This window comes from Brucella pecoris (assembly GCF_006376675.1).
In the GTDB taxonomy this organism is placed as follows: Bacteria; Pseudomonadota; Alphaproteobacteria; order Rhizobiales; family Rhizobiaceae; genus Brucella; species Brucella pecoris.
The window spans coordinates 1-14,267 of record NZ_VEWK01000010.1 but is presented as its reverse complement, the minus strand read 5'-3'; the positions used below and the strand labels follow the sequence as shown (position 1 = coordinate 14,267).

Genomic DNA, 14,267 nt, shown 5'->3' with positions numbered 1-14,267 from the left:
GCGCTGGCTGAACGGGAACAAATTACTCATTGACGGGAGTATTTCCAATGACCACTCGCATCACGCGCCTCTTTACCGAACATCCTGAATCGGTTGACGAAACCTATTTCGAACATATGGCCTTTGCCGGTCGTTTTTCGTTCAAGCTTTTTTGTGCGGCATTCGCAGCACTGATCCATGCAATTTTGCCATTTTTGTTCGAGAAGACGGCGAGCACAATCGTTCGCCAGCTTTATGAGCGGACGCACAACCGGGGCCGGTAAACACCGGATCGCAAATGTGTCGTTGGGCCGCCTATCTTGGACCGGAAACCTATCTGGAAGACGTTATATCGTCTCCCTGCCATTCGCTCGTGGCGCAAAGCCACGATGCGCATGAAGCCAAAACACGTACCAATGGCGACGGATTCGGCGTCGCCTGGTATGGCCATCGAGACGAGCCGGGTCTTTATCGGGATATTCTGCCCGCTTGGTCCGACCAGAATCTCGGCAGTCTGGCGCGACAGATCCGGTCGCGCCTTTTTCTTGCGCATGTGCGGGCCTCGACCGGCGGGTTGACCAGCCGTTCCAACTGTCACCCCTTTGTTTCCGGGCGCTGGAGCTTCATGCATAATGGCCAGATCGGTCATTTCGACCGGCTGCGCCGCGGGCTGGAAAGTCACTTGAGCGATGAGGTCTACGCTCGCAAACATGGCGCAACCGATTCGGAACTGATTTTTCTGCTGATGCTGGAATTTGGCCTCGACAGTGATCCGATGCTGGCGATGAAGCGCATGGTGGCAACGGTCGTTGAGGAAGCGGTTCGCGGCGGAGTGCCGCCATTTCTACGGCTGACAGCGGCATTTTCTGACGGCAACCAGCTTTATGCCATTCGTTATGCCACCGATGCCTTTGCGCCGACGCTTTATACGGCGACGCTGGGCGGATCGTCCGGTGTATGTGTGGTGTCCGAGCCGCTGGACGGTGAGGCCGCCAACTGGATGGCCGTACCGGCAAACAGCTTTGTCACTGTTTCCCGACAAGGCCGCATTGCAATCGAGATTTTCGAGGAACCGATCTCCCGACCGCAGGATGCGGAGAGCATCCGGGCCTGACCTCACTCCGGGCGTCATGCATTCCCGATCAATATACCCGCCGCCAGCACGAGGCTACCACCCAGAACCACCTGAAGCACCGAGCGTAAAAATGGTGTCTCCATATAGCGGTTCTGGATGAAGGCGATGGCCCAGAGTTCGAAGAAGACCAGAATCGCAGCAATGCTTGTCGCGGTCCAGAAATCCTTGATCAGATAGGGCAGGGTGTGGCCGAGGCCGCCCAGCGTCGTCATGATACCGCAGGACAGGCCACGCTTGATGGGTGAGCCGCGCCCGGACAGCTTGCCGTCATCATGGATCGCTTCAGTGAAGCCCATCGAAATACCGGCACCGACCGAGGCCGAAAGGCCAACGAGAAAAGTCTGCCACGTATCTTGTGTTGCAAAGGCGGCCGCGAAGATCGGGGCGAGCGTTGAGACGGAACCATCCATCAGCCCCGCCAGTCCGGGCTGGACATAGGTGAGGATGAACTGTTTGCGCTCGGCGGCGCGTTCCTCATCCTGCACATCGCCTGGTGTCAGCGTGTGTTCCAGCGATTCAGCTTTGGCTTCGTGCTGCTTTTCCTGCTGGGCAAGGTCGCCCAGCAGTTTGCGGGTGTCCGCATCGCTGACGCGCTTGGCGGCCTCGATATAGAATCGATAGGCCTGTTCCTCCATCTCCGATGCGGCTTCGCGCACCTTGTCGATGCCGAGCGGACGCACCAGCCAATCCGGCTTGCGATCATAGTAACCACTGACATGCTCGCGGCGGATCAGCGGAATCCGATCGCCAAAGCGAGCTTTGTGCCGTTCGATCAGAGCATCGCGGTGACCGTGTTCTTCCGCTGCCATCTGCTCGAAGATTTTTGCCGATTGAGGGAACTCGTCGCGCAGGCCATCGGCATAGGCGAGATAGATGCGCGCATCGTCCTCTTCGGAGGAGATGGCAAGCGCCAGAATTTCCTGTTCGGAAAGCGAATCGAAAGGGCGGCGGTCGTTGCGAAAGAATCGGCTCAGCATTTGGGGAATCCATAGATTAGAATAGTTCTAAAATAAGAATCGACATCTGGAAGTCAAGTCTTGCAGTGTAGTCTCAATTGGAGCATTAAAACGCGGCCCTGCAATGAGGGGATCATATCAGCTACCCGATCAGAAGAGAGCGAATCGATGGCATCGACGAATCTTCACGCAAGCAACAGTCCCCGTCCGCTGAACCGGCAGGATTTCCGCACGCTCGGCCTTTCGGCCCTTGGCGGCGCGCTGGAGTTTTATGATTTCATCATCTTCGTGTTTTTTGCGAGCGTTATCGGACATCTGTTTTTTCCGCCCGACATGCCGGACTGGCTGGTGCTGATCCAGACCTTTGGCATTTTCGCAGCAGGCTATCTGGTGCGTCCGATTGGCGGGATCGTGCTGGCACATTTCGGTGACAAATTTGGCCGCAAGCGCGTCTTCGCTTTCTCGGTGTTTCTGATGTCTATCTCGACATTGGCCATGGCCTGCCTGCCAACCTATGCAACGCTTGGCGTTGGCGCGCCGATCCTGCTGATCATCTTCCGCATGTTGCAGGGCGCTGCCATTGGCGGTGAAGTGCCTGGCGCATGGACCTTTGTGGCCGAGCATGTCCCTGCCAATCGTGTTGGCATGGCTTGTGGCTTTCTCTGCTCGGGCCTGACACTTGGCATCATGATCGGCTCGCTGATCGCGACTGCCATCAACTGGATTTTCACGCCGGAAGAACTGTCGGCCTATGCATGGCGTATTCCGTTTTTCATCGGTGGTATTTTCGGCCTGTTTGCCGTTTATCTGCGCCGCTGGCTGGCTGAAACGCCGATCTTCACCGAGATGAAGAACAGCCATCTGTTGAAGGACAAGCTGCCGCTCGGCACGGTGCTGCATGAGCATATGCATGGCGTTGTCATTTCCGTGCTGCTGACATGGATATTGTCGGCGGGTATCGTTGTCACCACGCTGATGACGGCCACGTTTCTGCAGAAGCTCTATGGTTATACGCCGCTGCAATCGCTTGCCGCCACAAGCTTCGGCACGCTGTTCCTGATGTTCGGAACGGTGAGCGCAGGTGCCATTGTCGACCGCATTGGCAGCGGGCGCTTCTTTGCAGTTGCAGGCATTTTCTTCGGTGTAGCGACTTTCGTGTTCTACACTTATGCAGCGGTTTCCCTGCCGGTCCTGTTTGCGCTTTATGCGGTGATGGGTCTTTCGGTCGGCATGGTTGGCGCGGTGCCTTATGTGATGGTGCGCGCATTCCCGGCACCGGTTCGCTTCTCGGGTCTGTCGTTTTCCTACAATGTTTCCTATGCGGTCTTTGGCGGTCTGACGCCAGTGATCGTGACGTCGCTTCTGGCGGTCAACCCGATGGCCCATGCCTGGTATCTGGTGTTCATCGCCGTTCTGACCTGTGGCCTTGGTCTTTACCTGATGGCCCGCAGCGATCAGGTCGAAGGCGAAATCGGTCTGACCGAGCTGTCGGGCGGCAGCGCTGTTCCGCAGCCGAACTGAGAAAAAGGGCCGCGAAAGCGGCCCTTTTTCGATCAAAGTATCTTCTGCATGAACGTCAGATCGAGCCAGCGCCCGAATTTCTGGCCGACCTGTTTCAGCGTGCCGCAATCTGCAAAACCCTGCGATTTGTGCAGCGCGATGGATGCGGCATTGCCTGCTTCAATGCCCGCCACAAGCACATGGACTTTGCGCTCGCGCGCTTCTTCCACAAGCTCGGCCAGAAGTGCGCGTCCGATACCGCCACCGCGTGCATCGCTTGCCACATAGACAGAGAGTTCGGATGAGTGGCGGAACCCCTCGAAAGGGCGGAACGGGCCATAACTCGCATAGCCGACGACCTGTCCCTCACGTTCGGCAACCAGAACCGGAAAGCCGTCACGATTGCGGGCTTTGAGCCATTCGCGACGATTCTCCAGATCGACAAGCGTTTCGTTCCAGATGGCGAGCGTGTTCTGAACTGCATCATTATAGATCGCAAGCAGAGCAGGGAGGTCAGCTTCGTTGGCAAAGCGGATGGTGAGGGTCATTTCAGAGGCCTTTATAGAAAAGTGTGGTCGCGCAGGGGCTTCCGTCGGGATAAAGCGCATAATTCGGGATAACGCCCACCCGTTCCCAGCCGAGATGAGTGTAAATTGCTTCTGCCGGACTGCCGGTCGCGGTGTCCAGGCAGATAAGTGTCTTGCGTCGATGGCGTGCTTCTTCTTCAACGGCTTCCATCAGTTTGCGCGCTAGGCCAAGGCCGCGCGCCTTACGATGGATCAGCAATTTTTTAAGATCGGCACGATGCGGCTGATTGGGCATTTGTGCAAGGCCGAGCTGCACCGTGCCGACGATTTCGCTACGATGTTCGGCGACCAGAAGGGCCGTGTCGCCGCTATCGACTTCGTTGGCGATACGGTTCCAGTAGGGGATGAAACCCTGCCATTCACATGGTGCCATGAAACCAACCGATGCGCCGCCATTGACGCAATCTGTCAGGATTTCGGCAAGTGCCGGGACGGCGGCTTTGGCTTCTTCGAAATTGAGAAGGCGAATCATGCGTGTTGCTTTCAAAGACTGCTGCGGCGTTCGAGTACGATTGTATAACGGGCGGTCGAATTGCCGGGATTATGAAAGGTAATGCCTTCAGCAAGCGGCATATAAAGACAGTCGCCGGTATGAAGCTGATAGGCAGTTGCTCCAACGGTGATTTCCATCTGTCCATTCAGGAGCCACAAATGCTGCGTGATGCCTGCATTGGCCGCCTGTGGTGCAAAAGTGACCTTTGCGCCTGCGGGAAATTCGACTTCGATCATGTCGATATTCGATCCCGTTCCCGGTGGCGAAACAGATCGCCGGATATAGCCCGTATCCGGATCACGCCAGACGGGCTGGCGGTCATGCGTGAGCAATGGAGAAGCAGGGGCTTCCGCATCGGCAAAAAAGGCTGAGAGCGATGTGCCGAGTGCAGCACAAATGCGCGCCAGAAGCTGTGCGGTCGGGCTGGTTTCGCCACGCTCGATCCGCGAGATCATGGCGCGGCTGACACCTGACGCGTCACCAAGCGCATCCAGCGTCATACCTTGCGCAAGGCGCAGGCGGCGCAGATTTTCGCCAATGGCGTTGTCGAGCTGCTCAATACTATTTTCCATTATGTTAGAATTAATATCTATTATAATGGAGTCAAGCGATTTCGAAAACAAAAACGGCGGGATTTCTCCCGCCGCTTTCGGTCTGTCTCGTAATCCAGATTAGTCCTGAGCCTTCAGCTCCAGACGGCGGCGATGCAGGACTGGCTCGGTATAGCCGTTCGGCTGTTCGCGACCCTTGAAGACGAGATCGCAGGCAGCCTGGAAGGCAATGGACTTGTCAAAGTCTGCGGCCATTGGGCGATAGAGGGCATCGCCTTCGTTCTGCTTGTCGACGACGGCAGCCATGCGTTTCATGGTTTCCATTACCTGGGCTTCGGTCACGACGCCATGATAAAGCCAGTTGGCGATGTGCTGGGCGGAAATGCGCAGCGTTGCGCGGTCTTCCATCAGGCCAACATTGTTGATGTCCGGCACCTTCGAGCAGCCAACCCCCTGATCGACCCAGCGCACGACATAGCCCAGAATGCCCTGTGCGTTGTTGTCGATTTCGTGCTGGATGTCTTCCGGCGTCCAGTTCGGACGGGTTGCGACCGGCACCGACAGGATGTCGTCGAGCTTGGCGCGCGGACGGCTCTTGAGCTTTTCCTGAACGGCTGCAACGTCGATCTGGTGATAATGGGTCGCGTGTAGAGTGGCAGCGGTCGGTGATGGCACCCAGGCGGTGTTCGCACCAGCCTTCGGATGGGCGATTTTCTGTTCCAGCATCGCAGCCATCAGGTCCGGCATGGCCCACATGCCCTTACCGATCTGCGCATGGCCGGAAAGGCCGCATTCAAGACCGATATCGACATTCCACTGTTCATAAGCGCCGATCCAGGCGGCCTGCTTCATGTCGCCCTTGCGGATCATAGGGCCGGCTTCCATCGAAGTATGGATCTCGTCGCCGGTACGGTCGAGGAAGCCGGTATTGATGAAGACGACGCGTTCCTTGGCCGCGCGGATCGCTTCCTTGAGGTTAACCGTGGTGCGGCGCTCCTCATCCATGATGCCGATTTTCAGCGTGTTCGGCTTCATGCCAAGCATCTCTTCGGTGCGGGTGAAGATTTCATTGGCGAACGCCACTTCTTCCGGCCCGTGCATCTTCGGCTTGACGATATAAACCGAACCTTCGCGCGAATTCATATGACGGCCGTTCGGGCCGATATCGTGCAGCGCGATCAGGCTGGTGAAAGCTGCATCCATGATGCCTTCCGGCACTTCATGGCCGTCGGCATCAATGATCGCTGGATTGGTCATCAGGTGACCAACGTTACGAACCAGCATGAGAGAACGGCCCTTGAGCGTGAGCGTGGAACCGTCCGCAGCCTTGTAGGTGCGGTCGCCGTTGAGGCGGCGCGTCATCTGCTTGCCGTTCTTCTCGAACGTGTCTTCCAGCTTGCCATTCATCAGGCCGAGCCAGTTGCGATAGACGGCAACCTTGTCTTCGGCATCGACGGCGGCAATCGAATCTTCGCAATCCTGGATCGTGCTGACGGCAGATTCCAGAACGACATCGGCAATATGGGCCGGGTCGGTCTTGCCGATCGGGTGGTCCGCATTGACGACGATATCGACATGCATGTTGTTCTTGGCCAGCAGCACATTGGTCGGGGCGGCGGCGTCGCCATTATAGCCCTTGAACTGGCTTTCATCCTTCAGCGCCGTTGCCGAACCGTCGGTAAGCTTGATCTCAAGCTTGCTATCCTTGACAGCGAGACCGGCGACATTGGCCCAATTGCCAGCGGCAAGTGGTGCGCTTTCATCGAGGAAGTTCTTCGCCCAGGCGATAACCTTTTCGCCGCGCTTCGGATTGTATCCTTTGCCTTTTTCCGCGCCGTCGGCATCGGAAATAGCGTCGGTACCGTAGAGCGCATCATAGAGCGAACCCCAGCGCGCATTGGCGGCGTTCAGCGCATAGCGCGCATTCATGACCGGAACGACAAGCTGAGGACCGGCAATATGCGTGATTTCAGGATCGACATTGGTGGTCGAAACCGAAAATTCTCCGCCTTCCGGCAGGAGATAGCCAATGTCCTTCAGGAACTGCTGATAATCGGCCTGCGTATAGCCCTTATCGCGATTCTGCTTGTACCAGGCGTCGATCTTGGCCTGAAGGTCGTCGCGCTTGGCGAGGAGGGCGCGGTTCTTCGGTGCGAGATCGCGAATGATGGCGGCAAAGCCCTTCCAGAATTTTTCCGGTTCCACGCCGGTGCCGGGCGCGGCTTCCTTGGCGAGGAACTCCACCAGCTCAGGGGCAACGCGCAAGCCTTCAATCTCAACGTAATTACCGGCTTTCTGAGAAACCATGGCTCTGCCTCCTTCAAAATAAACAAATCTACCACCGGCACTTTTCAGTGCCAGCTATCATGCTGCCTTTGAACCGCTTTGGTGTGCTTTCGTCAATCGGTACGTCGGCACATCATCTGTGACGCTGCGGCGAAAATAGCTTCTATAACGACAGCCTGGCGCGAATATCGTCGGGGGTAAAGCCCTGTTCGCGCAACGATGCGAGCGCTGTATCCTGGCGGCTCTTCGACAGTTTCATCCCGTCATCGCCTAGCACGAGATCGTGATGATGATAAAGCGGCTCAGGCAAGCCGAGAAGCTTTTGCAGCAGCCGGTGCACGGATGTCGCATGAAACAGATCGCGTCCGCGCACGACATGGGTGATGCCTTGCAGCGCATCGTCTACCACCACGGAAAGGTGATAGCTGGTCGGCGTGTCCTTGCGCGCAATCACCACGTCGCCCCAGCGGGCAGGGTCGGCGGCAATGCGCCCGGCCTCGCCATCCGGGCCTTGGCCGCTTTCGTTCCAGAAGAGCGCTTCGCCAGCCACGTCGAGCGCTTTCTCCATATTGAGCCGCCAGGCATAGGACATGCCCGAGGCGATACGCTCCATTTGTTCCTTTTCGGTCAGATCGCGTTCGCCCTGCGGATAAAGCGGCGTTCCGTCTGGGTCGGAAGGCCAGTCCTTGCCCTTGGCGAAAGCTTCGCCGATCCGCCCGCGCACCTCGCCTCGGCTGAGGAAGGCCGGATAGACGAGGCCCTTGTCGGCAAGTTTGGTAAGGGCATTGCGGTATTCGCCGAAGTGTTCCGACTGGCGGCGCACAGGGGTTTCCCATGTCAGGCCAAGCCAGCGGAGATCGTCGTAAATGCCTTGTTCCAATGCCGGCGTGCAGCGCGCCGTGTCGATATCTTCCATACGCAGCAGGAAACGTCCGTTGCTCTTTCTCACCATGTCTGCGTTCAAAAGAGCGGAGTAAGCATGGCCGAGATGGAGCTGGCCATTGGGGCTGGGAGCAAAGCGGAACACGGGTGTGGTCATGGCAGCTTGTTGTCAGTTGAATGTCATTTGATTCCATTGGTACGTTGTGTGTTGAGAGAATGAAAGGCTGTGCGATGCGGCGGATCGATACATTGAGCGATATTGAGGCAGGGCTGGAGGCTCTGGTTCTCGCCGATATGCGGCTGGCCGATATTCGCAGCCGCTCCCATGCGGTGCCGCTACGCCGGTCCGAACCCGGATTTGAAAGTCTGGCTTCCATCATTGTCGCGCAACAGGTTTCGACGGCCAGTGCCACCGCGATCTGGGCGAGGCTGAAACAGGCCATCGATCCGCTGACGCCCGAAGCCTATATTGCAGGCGGGGAGGAGGCCTGGCGCTTTGCCGGTCTCTCACGCCCCAAGCAGAGAACGCTTCTGGCAGTCGCGCAAGTGCTTGCCGAAGGTGGTCTCGACCTGCACGGACTTTGTGATCTGCCTGCGGAGGAAGCGATCACTGCACTGACGGCGATCAAAGGCATCGGCCCGTGGACGGCGGAGGTCTATCTTTTATTCGCTGCCGGTCATCCAGATGTGTTTCCGGCGGGCGATGTGGCCCTGCAGACGGCTGTTGGCCACGCCTTCGCCCATGAGACCCGGCCCGATGCCGTTGCGCTGCGCAAACTGGCCGAAAGCTGGGCACCGTGGCGCGGCGTGGCGGCGCGATTGTTCTGGGCTTATTATGCGGCGATCAAGGGACGCGAGGCTGCGCCGCTTCTGTAGATGCTTCTGTAAAACTTGCGTGTTTCCCGACGCATAAATGCGTTTCCGCTTCACAATCCTGTCACGTCGGGCTTACATTATCTCCATCGGCTGATGACGGAATTTCGATTCGCAGAAGCTTGATCTTCTGCTTTCGCGGCGCCGTCCTCACGAGTGTGGTGGATTTGAAGTTCCTGTCTGTTGTGTGGCATTCACGTTCAGGAACTTCAAATCCGTCAACCACACTCGATTCAATAGTTGTTAGTGTCCTTTCAATTCTGAAATTCGTCACCTGTGTTGCTCCAAAGCGAAACGAATTTCAGAATTAGGACACGAGGTTGGAGCGTCGTTGTTGCGCCCAAAATGGACGCGCGGCGCTTCGACGAAAGCGCAATTCCGCATGGAGAGCCATTTCGCCCTTTTTTCGGAGTTGCTCTGAAGGAGGTGCGCCTTTGACTGTTGCCGTCTCACCCAGAACCGTCTCGACCAGTGGCTTGCCTGCGCTGGTTCTGAATGCTGATTATCGTCCGCTCAGCTATTATCCCCTGTCGCTATGGTCCTGGCAGGACGCGATCAAGGCGGTGTTTCTCGAACGTGTGAATATCGTGGCGGAATACGATCACATCGTTTCATCGCCATCGTTTTCCATGCGCGTTCCGAGCGTGATTTGTCTGAAGGATTATGTGAAGCCGCCGCGCTATCCGGCGTTTACCCGCTTCAACCTCTTCCTGCGTGATCGTTTTGAATGCCAGTATTGCGGCTCGCCGCATGACCTGACCTTTGATCACGTTACCCCGCGTTGCCATGGCGGCGAGACGACGTGGGAAAATGTGGTCGCCGCCTGTTCACCATGCAATCTGCGCAAGGGCGGCATGATGCCCGCCGTCGCGCATATGTGGCCGCGCCAGAAGCCGGTCACGCCGACCGTGCAGGACCTGCACAATAACGGCCGTCTTTTCCCGCCCAACCATCTGCACGATAGCTGGCTCGATTTTCTCTATTGGGATGTCGAACTGGAGCCATAAGCATGTTGCGCAAAAGTGCGCAGCGGTTTTGCGATAACAACATGCGACAAAAGAAGAAACAGCACAAGAAACAGCCCTACAGCTTCCCGCTCTTACTTCCCACTTTTCGCAAAAGCACCGTAGTAGCCGATAGCTGCAAAGAGCAGGCTTGCGACGACGTTCCATCCGGCAAAGGACAAGCCGAGGAAGTGGCCCGGCGCGCTGTCGCATGCGGGCGGACGCGTGGAATTGAGATCGCTTAGGAGATTGCCCGCATCCAGCGTGACCTTCATCGTTGCGGCGCTGCAGTCGATCGGCCCCGGCCAGTACTTCAGTTCAACGCCGGTATGATAGATGGCGAGCGTCAGCCCGAAGGTCATCAGGAGCGCGCCGATCAAAATAAGACCGCGTGTCAGGATCGGAGGCCATTTCAGGCCGTAGGAGACCCATGCCGCAGCCAGAACCGGAACGCCTATATAATAAGGCGTGCGTTGTTCGAGGCAGAGCTTGCAGGGCATGAAGCCAGCCAGATGTTCGAAGCCCAGCGCCGTGCCGACAGTCGCGGCAAGGCCAATTGTCATGATGCCTGCGGTCCATGCCTGAACTTTGCCGACCGGATTAGTGAGTGCAAACGCCATATAAAATTCCCTGAAAAGGCTTTCTTATTCTTAAGGCAAATAGCTGACTTGTCTCCAAGCAATTTATTTTGACCGAGTTTGGGCGAACCCTTCAGGCGTGAAGATATTTCACAGCAAAGAAGAGCGCGATCAAGGCCACGGCCACGAGGCTTGCGATCAGGCCGAGGCGCTTTTCGATGAAGTCGCGGATCGGCTCGCCATAGCGGCGCAGCAGCCAGGCGAGGAAATAGAAGCGTGCGCCGCGTGCAACGATTGCCGATGCGATGAAGAGCCAGATATTGATGCCGGCCGCACCTGACAGGATTGTCACCACCTTGATTGGTGGCAGATGCGCAAGGCCGGAGGTGATCAGCATCAACAGAATGGTGTCGGCGCTGGTCGTACCGCGCAATTGCTCGAACGCGTCCAGCTTGCCGTACATTTCGAGCACCGGTTTGGCGATCTGTTCATAGGCGTGATAGCCGAGATACCAGCCCGCAATGCCGCCGAGGACGGACGAAACCGTCGCGATGAAGGCATAGCGCCATGCGCGTTCGGGGCGGGCAAGCGCCATGGGCAGAAACAGGACGTCGGCCGGGACAAGAAAGACGGAGCTTTCTACAAAGGCGATGATGGCAAGCCACCATTCGGCGGATTTTCTTGCGGCAAGCGAAATCGTCCAGTCGTAAAGGCGACGCAGCATATATTTTCCGGATTATCTCTGGCGAAAGCCATATTAGCAGTTGCACCGTCTATAAATAAAAAAGATGGCGCGAACAATGCGCGCCATCTTCTTTGATACTGCTTTGCACCGGACAGCTTGGGAACGGTATGAAAAACAGCAGTTTTTAACGCTTATAGGCGCTGCAGATATATTTGGTCTCGAGATATTCCTCGATGCCGTATTTGGAGCCTTCACGACCGAGGCCCGACTGCTTCACGCCGCCAAAGGGTGCGACTTCGTTGGAAATCAGGCCGGTATTGTGACCGACCATGCCGTATTCCAGCGCTTCGCTGACGCGGATCGCGCGGCTGAAATTCTCCGTATAGAAATAAGCAGCCAGACCGAAGATCGTGTCATTGGCCATGGCGATGACTTCTTCTTCCGTGTCGAAGGCAAAGAGCGGAGCCAGCGGGCCGAAGGTTTCTTCCCTGGCGACGATCATGTCGGAAGTCACACCAGTCAGCACGCCGGGTTCGAAGAACAGGCCGCCGAGTTCCTTGCCGCCTGTGATGAGCTTTGCGCCCTTGGATACGGCATCGTCGATATGTGCCTTGACCTTGGTGATGGCCTTCGGCTCGATCATCGGGCCGATGATGACGCCCGGCTCGGTGCCGTTGCCGACCTTGAGTTCCTTGACCTTGGCCGCAAGCTTTTCGGCGAATTTGTCGTAAATCCCGCGCTGCACATAAATACGGTTGGCGCAGACACAGGTCTGGCCCGCATTGCGGTATTTGGAGATCATGGCGCCATCGACGGCTGCGTCCAGATCAGCATCGTCGAACACGATGAACGGCGCATTGCCGCCAAGTTCCAGCGAGATGCGCTTGATGGTCGGGGCGCATTGCGCCATCAGCAGGCGGCCGACTTCCGTCGATCCGGTGAAGGACAGCTTGCGCACAATATCGTTGCTTGTCAGCTCGGCGCCGATTTCGCGCGCCTTGCCGGTGACGATCTGGAGAACACCTGCCGGAATGCCAGCCTTTTCAGCGAGAACACCAAGCGCAAGGGCAGTCAGTGGCGTGAGGTCGGCAGGGCGCACGATCATGGTGCAGCCAGCGGCAAGTGCAGGTGCTGCCTTGCGGGTAATCATCGCCGCCGGGAAGTTCCATGGGGTAATCGCTGCCGTCACGCCGACAGGCTGGCGGATAACGGTCAGGCGCTGCCCGGCCTGCGGAGCAGGGATCATGTCGCCATAGACACGCTTTGCTTCTTCCGCGAACCATTCGATGAATGATGCCGCATAAAGAACTTCGCCGCGTGCCTCAGTAAGCGGCTTGCCCTGTTCCGATGTCATGATAAGAGCGATATCATCAGCATTGGCAACGATGAGATCGAACCATTTGCGCAGGATCGCGGTGCGCTCCTTGGCGGTCTTGGCGGCCCATGCCGGGAAAGCCTTTGCGGAGGCGTCGATGGCTTCCTTGATGGTCGCGACAGACAGGGAGGGAACCGTGCCGATGACCGAACCGTCTGCCGGATTGGTCACGTCGATCTTGGTGCCGTCCGTGGCGTCTATCCAGCGCCCGTCAACAAGGCATTGCGATTTGAGCAGCGAGGGGTCTTTCAAAGCGAGCATATTGATTTCCATCCCAGTCTTGCAGAGAAAGCATGTTCAGTATATTGAACAGCTTACGATATTTTGAATTAAACAGGCCGTGATAACCAAAGTCAAACAGTTAATCAGGCGGTCTATCGGGTGAATGGCAAAGCTATGACGAAAACGGTGAGCGACGAGGAGAGTTCCCAGAAACTGGTGCCAGCGGTTATGCGCGCGGCACAAATTCTGGATCAGATTGCTAAATCCGCACAGGAAAGCGGCAAGGGATCAGTGGACGGGCTCAAGCTTTCCGATCTTGCTCGCCGGACCGGCTTGCCAAAAAGCAGTGTGCACGGACTTTGCCAGACGCTGGTGCATCTCAAGCTCTTAAAGCTCAACAGCGACGGAAGCTTCACAATGGGGTCACAATCGGTGCGTTGGGCCAATGTATTCATGGCAGGCAGCGACATTGTCGATGCGTTTCATGCGGCGGTTGCGGAGGCGGACGGGCTTGGAGCTCATACATTGACGCTATCGCATCTTGAAGGACCGGATGTCATCTATCTGTCTTGCCGCAACTCGACAGCGCCGCTGGGAATCACATTCCGCATCGGTATGCGGGTTCCCGCTGTCTTTACGGCGACCGGTAAGGCCATGCTGGCGGCGATGTCGCCACAGGAATTGGCGCGTCACCTGCCGTCCGAGTGGCCGGAACTGATTACGCCGGCAAGTGCTCATTCACTACAAGTTCTGCAAGCGGAGATGGCTGAGGCGAAAGCAAAAGGCTATTCACTCGATAATGGCCAGTTGCGTGAAGGCATGTTCTGCATCGGCGCTGCGATCTGTGATCGCCCGTTCCATCCTGCTGCCGGGATCGCCCTGTCCATGATGGCGGCAGAGGCGCGCGCCGATATTATAGAGGACATGGGCACGCGGGTGCGCGCACTTGCGAATGATGTGGCGGACCGGATGGGGTGGCTCTCCACCTGAAGCGGAATGGACACTTATATAAAGGGCTGTTTTAGAGCGGCTCTTTTTGTTTGTTGTCCTGTGGAAAGAATTTTTGGAAAAAGAATGGAATGATCGTTGACAGTTTGGAATGATGGGGTCTATATGGCGCCACAACGAGGGCGGCGACGCTGCTAGCGGCAGACTGGTTCG

15 protein-coding genes are annotated in these 14,267 nt (G+C 57.1%); 6 read left to right on the top strand and 9 right to left on the bottom strand.

The window, feature by feature from the left end; translation table 11 throughout:
• The first annotated feature begins 47 nt into the window (after positions 1–47).
• Positions 48–263, top strand: coding sequence for a DUF6356 family protein (locus tag FIB18_RS17260; protein ID WP_140021890.1), 216 nt, complete (start codon positions 48–50; stop codon positions 261–263).
• Positions 264–277: 14 nt separating this feature from the next.
• Complete coding sequence (locus tag FIB18_RS17255; RefSeq protein WP_140021889.1) at positions 278–1,093, top strand: class II glutamine amidotransferase; 816 nt, start codon at positions 278–280, stop codon at positions 1,091–1,093.
• A gap of 14 nt (positions 1,094–1,107) precedes the next feature.
• Here the strand turns inward: FIB18_RS17255 and mbfA are convergent, their stop codons facing one another.
• Positions 1,108–2,091: an iron exporter MbfA gene (gene mbfA, locus FIB18_RS17250; RefSeq protein WP_140021888.1), complete on the bottom strand. Its 984-nt coding sequence runs from the start codon at positions 2,089–2,091 to the stop codon at positions 1,108–1,110.
• A gap of 147 nt (positions 2,092–2,238) precedes the next feature.
• Between mbfA and FIB18_RS17245 the strand changes: the two genes are divergently transcribed.
• Positions 2,239–3,591, top strand: a complete 1,353-nt coding sequence (locus FIB18_RS17245) for an MFS transporter (RefSeq protein WP_140021887.1) — start codon at positions 2,239–2,241, stop codon at positions 3,589–3,591.
• A 32-nt stretch (positions 3,592–3,623) separates the two neighbouring features.
• Here the strand turns inward: FIB18_RS17245 and FIB18_RS17240 are convergent, their stop codons facing one another.
• The 5 genes from FIB18_RS17240 to gluQRS form a co-directional block, all read right to left on the bottom strand.
• Positions 3,624–4,118 (bottom strand): GNAT family N-acetyltransferase, encoded by a 495-nt coding sequence (locus tag FIB18_RS17240; RefSeq protein WP_140021886.1) that lies wholly within the window; start codon positions 4,116–4,118, stop codon positions 3,624–3,626.
• 1 nt (position 4,119) lies between these two features.
• Entirely contained in the window at positions 4,120–4,629 is a 510-nt protein-coding gene (locus FIB18_RS17235) for a GNAT family N-acetyltransferase (protein WP_140021885.1), read from the bottom strand.
• Between the two features lie 11 nt (positions 4,630–4,640).
• Entirely contained in the window at positions 4,641–5,222 is a 582-nt protein-coding gene (locus tag FIB18_RS17230) for a helix-turn-helix domain-containing protein (protein ID WP_140021884.1), read from the bottom strand.
• Between the two features lie 99 nt (positions 5,223–5,321).
• Complete coding sequence (locus FIB18_RS17225; protein WP_140021883.1) at positions 5,322–7,508, bottom strand: malate synthase G; 2,187 nt, start codon at positions 7,506–7,508, stop codon at positions 5,322–5,324.
• A 142-nt stretch (positions 7,509–7,650) separates the two neighbouring features.
• Positions 7,651–8,526 (bottom strand): tRNA glutamyl-Q(34) synthetase GluQRS, encoded by an 876-nt coding sequence (gene gluQRS / locus FIB18_RS17220; protein WP_140021882.1) that lies wholly within the window; start codon positions 8,524–8,526, stop codon positions 7,651–7,653.
• Positions 8,527–8,600: 74 nt separating this feature from the next.
• On the opposite strand from gluQRS, the gene FIB18_RS17215 reads away from it, so the two are divergent.
• Positions 8,601–9,245 (top strand): DNA-3-methyladenine glycosylase family protein, encoded by a 645-nt coding sequence (locus FIB18_RS17215; protein WP_140021881.1) that lies wholly within the window; start codon positions 8,601–8,603, stop codon positions 9,243–9,245.
• A 431-nt stretch (positions 9,246–9,676) separates the two neighbouring features.
• Positions 9,677–10,249, top strand: a complete 573-nt coding sequence (locus FIB18_RS17210; RefSeq protein WP_140021880.1) for an HNH endonuclease — start codon at positions 9,677–9,679, stop codon at positions 10,247–10,249.
• A 92-nt stretch (positions 10,250–10,341) separates the two neighbouring features.
• On the opposite strand, the gene FIB18_RS17205 is transcribed toward FIB18_RS17210, so the two are convergent.
• The 3 genes from FIB18_RS17205 to FIB18_RS17195 all read right to left on the bottom strand — a co-directional run bounded on the left by FIB18_RS17205 (position 10,342) and on the right by FIB18_RS17195 (position 13,145).
• Positions 10,342–10,866, bottom strand: coding sequence for a disulfide bond formation protein B (locus FIB18_RS17205; RefSeq protein ID WP_140021879.1), 525 nt, complete (start codon positions 10,864–10,866; stop codon positions 10,342–10,344).
• Positions 10,867–10,957: 91 nt separating this feature from the next.
• Positions 10,958–11,548, bottom strand: coding sequence for a YqaA family protein (locus FIB18_RS17200; protein WP_140021878.1), 591 nt, complete (start codon positions 11,546–11,548; stop codon positions 10,958–10,960).
• Between the two features lie 145 nt (positions 11,549–11,693).
• A complete protein-coding gene (locus tag FIB18_RS17195; protein ID WP_140021877.1) occupies positions 11,694–13,145 on the bottom strand; it encodes an NAD-dependent succinate-semialdehyde dehydrogenase in 1,452 nt (483 codons plus the stop codon).
• Between the two features lie 135 nt (positions 13,146–13,280).
• On the opposite strand from FIB18_RS17195, the gene FIB18_RS17190 reads away from it, so the two are divergent.
• A complete protein-coding gene (locus tag FIB18_RS17190; protein WP_140021876.1) occupies positions 13,281–14,096 on the top strand; it encodes an IclR family transcriptional regulator in 816 nt (271 codons plus the stop codon).
• Positions 14,097–14,267: the final 171 nt, after the last annotated feature.

Coding starts and splice junctions, on each gene's coding strand:
- FIB18_RS17235 (WP_140021885.1), bottom strand. CDS start 4,629: ATGATTCGCCTTCTCAATTTCGAAGAAGCCAAAGCCGCCGTCCCGGCA.
- FIB18_RS17260 (WP_140021890.1), top strand. CDS start 48: ATGACCACTCGCATCACGCGCCTCTTTACCGAACATCCTGAATCGGTT.
- FIB18_RS17255 (WP_140021889.1), top strand. CDS start 278: ATGTGTCGTTGGGCCGCCTATCTTGGACCGGAAACCTATCTGGAAGAC.
- FIB18_RS17190 (WP_140021876.1), top strand. CDS start 13,281: ATGACGAAAACGGTGAGCGACGAGGAGAGTTCCCAGAAACTGGTGCCA.
- FIB18_RS17225 (WP_140021883.1), bottom strand. CDS start 7,508: ATGGTTTCTCAGAAAGCCGGTAATTACGTTGAGATTGAAGGCTTGCGC.
- FIB18_RS17200 (WP_140021878.1), bottom strand. CDS start 11,548: ATGCTGCGTCGCCTTTACGACTGGACGATTTCGCTTGCCGCAAGAAAA.
- FIB18_RS17230 (WP_140021884.1), bottom strand. CDS start 5,222: ATGGAAAATAGTATTGAGCAGCTCGACAACGCCATTGGCGAAAATCTG.
- FIB18_RS17195 (WP_140021877.1), bottom strand. CDS start 13,145: ATGCTCGCTTTGAAAGACCCCTCGCTGCTCAAATCGCAATGCCTTGTT.
- gluQRS (WP_140021882.1), bottom strand. CDS start 8,526: ATGACCACACCCGTGTTCCGCTTTGCTCCCAGCCCCAATGGCCAGCTC.
- FIB18_RS17240 (WP_140021886.1), bottom strand. CDS start 4,118: ATGACCCTCACCATCCGCTTTGCCAACGAAGCTGACCTCCCTGCTCTG.
- FIB18_RS17245 (WP_140021887.1), top strand. CDS start 2,239: ATGGCATCGACGAATCTTCACGCAAGCAACAGTCCCCGTCCGCTGAAC.
- FIB18_RS17215 (WP_140021881.1), top strand. CDS start 8,601: ATGCGGCGGATCGATACATTGAGCGATATTGAGGCAGGGCTGGAGGCT.
- mbfA (WP_140021888.1), bottom strand. CDS start 2,091: ATGCTGAGCCGATTCTTTCGCAACGACCGCCGCCCTTTCGATTCGCTT.
- FIB18_RS17205 (WP_140021879.1), bottom strand. CDS start 10,866: ATGGCGTTTGCACTCACTAATCCGGTCGGCAAAGTTCAGGCATGGACC.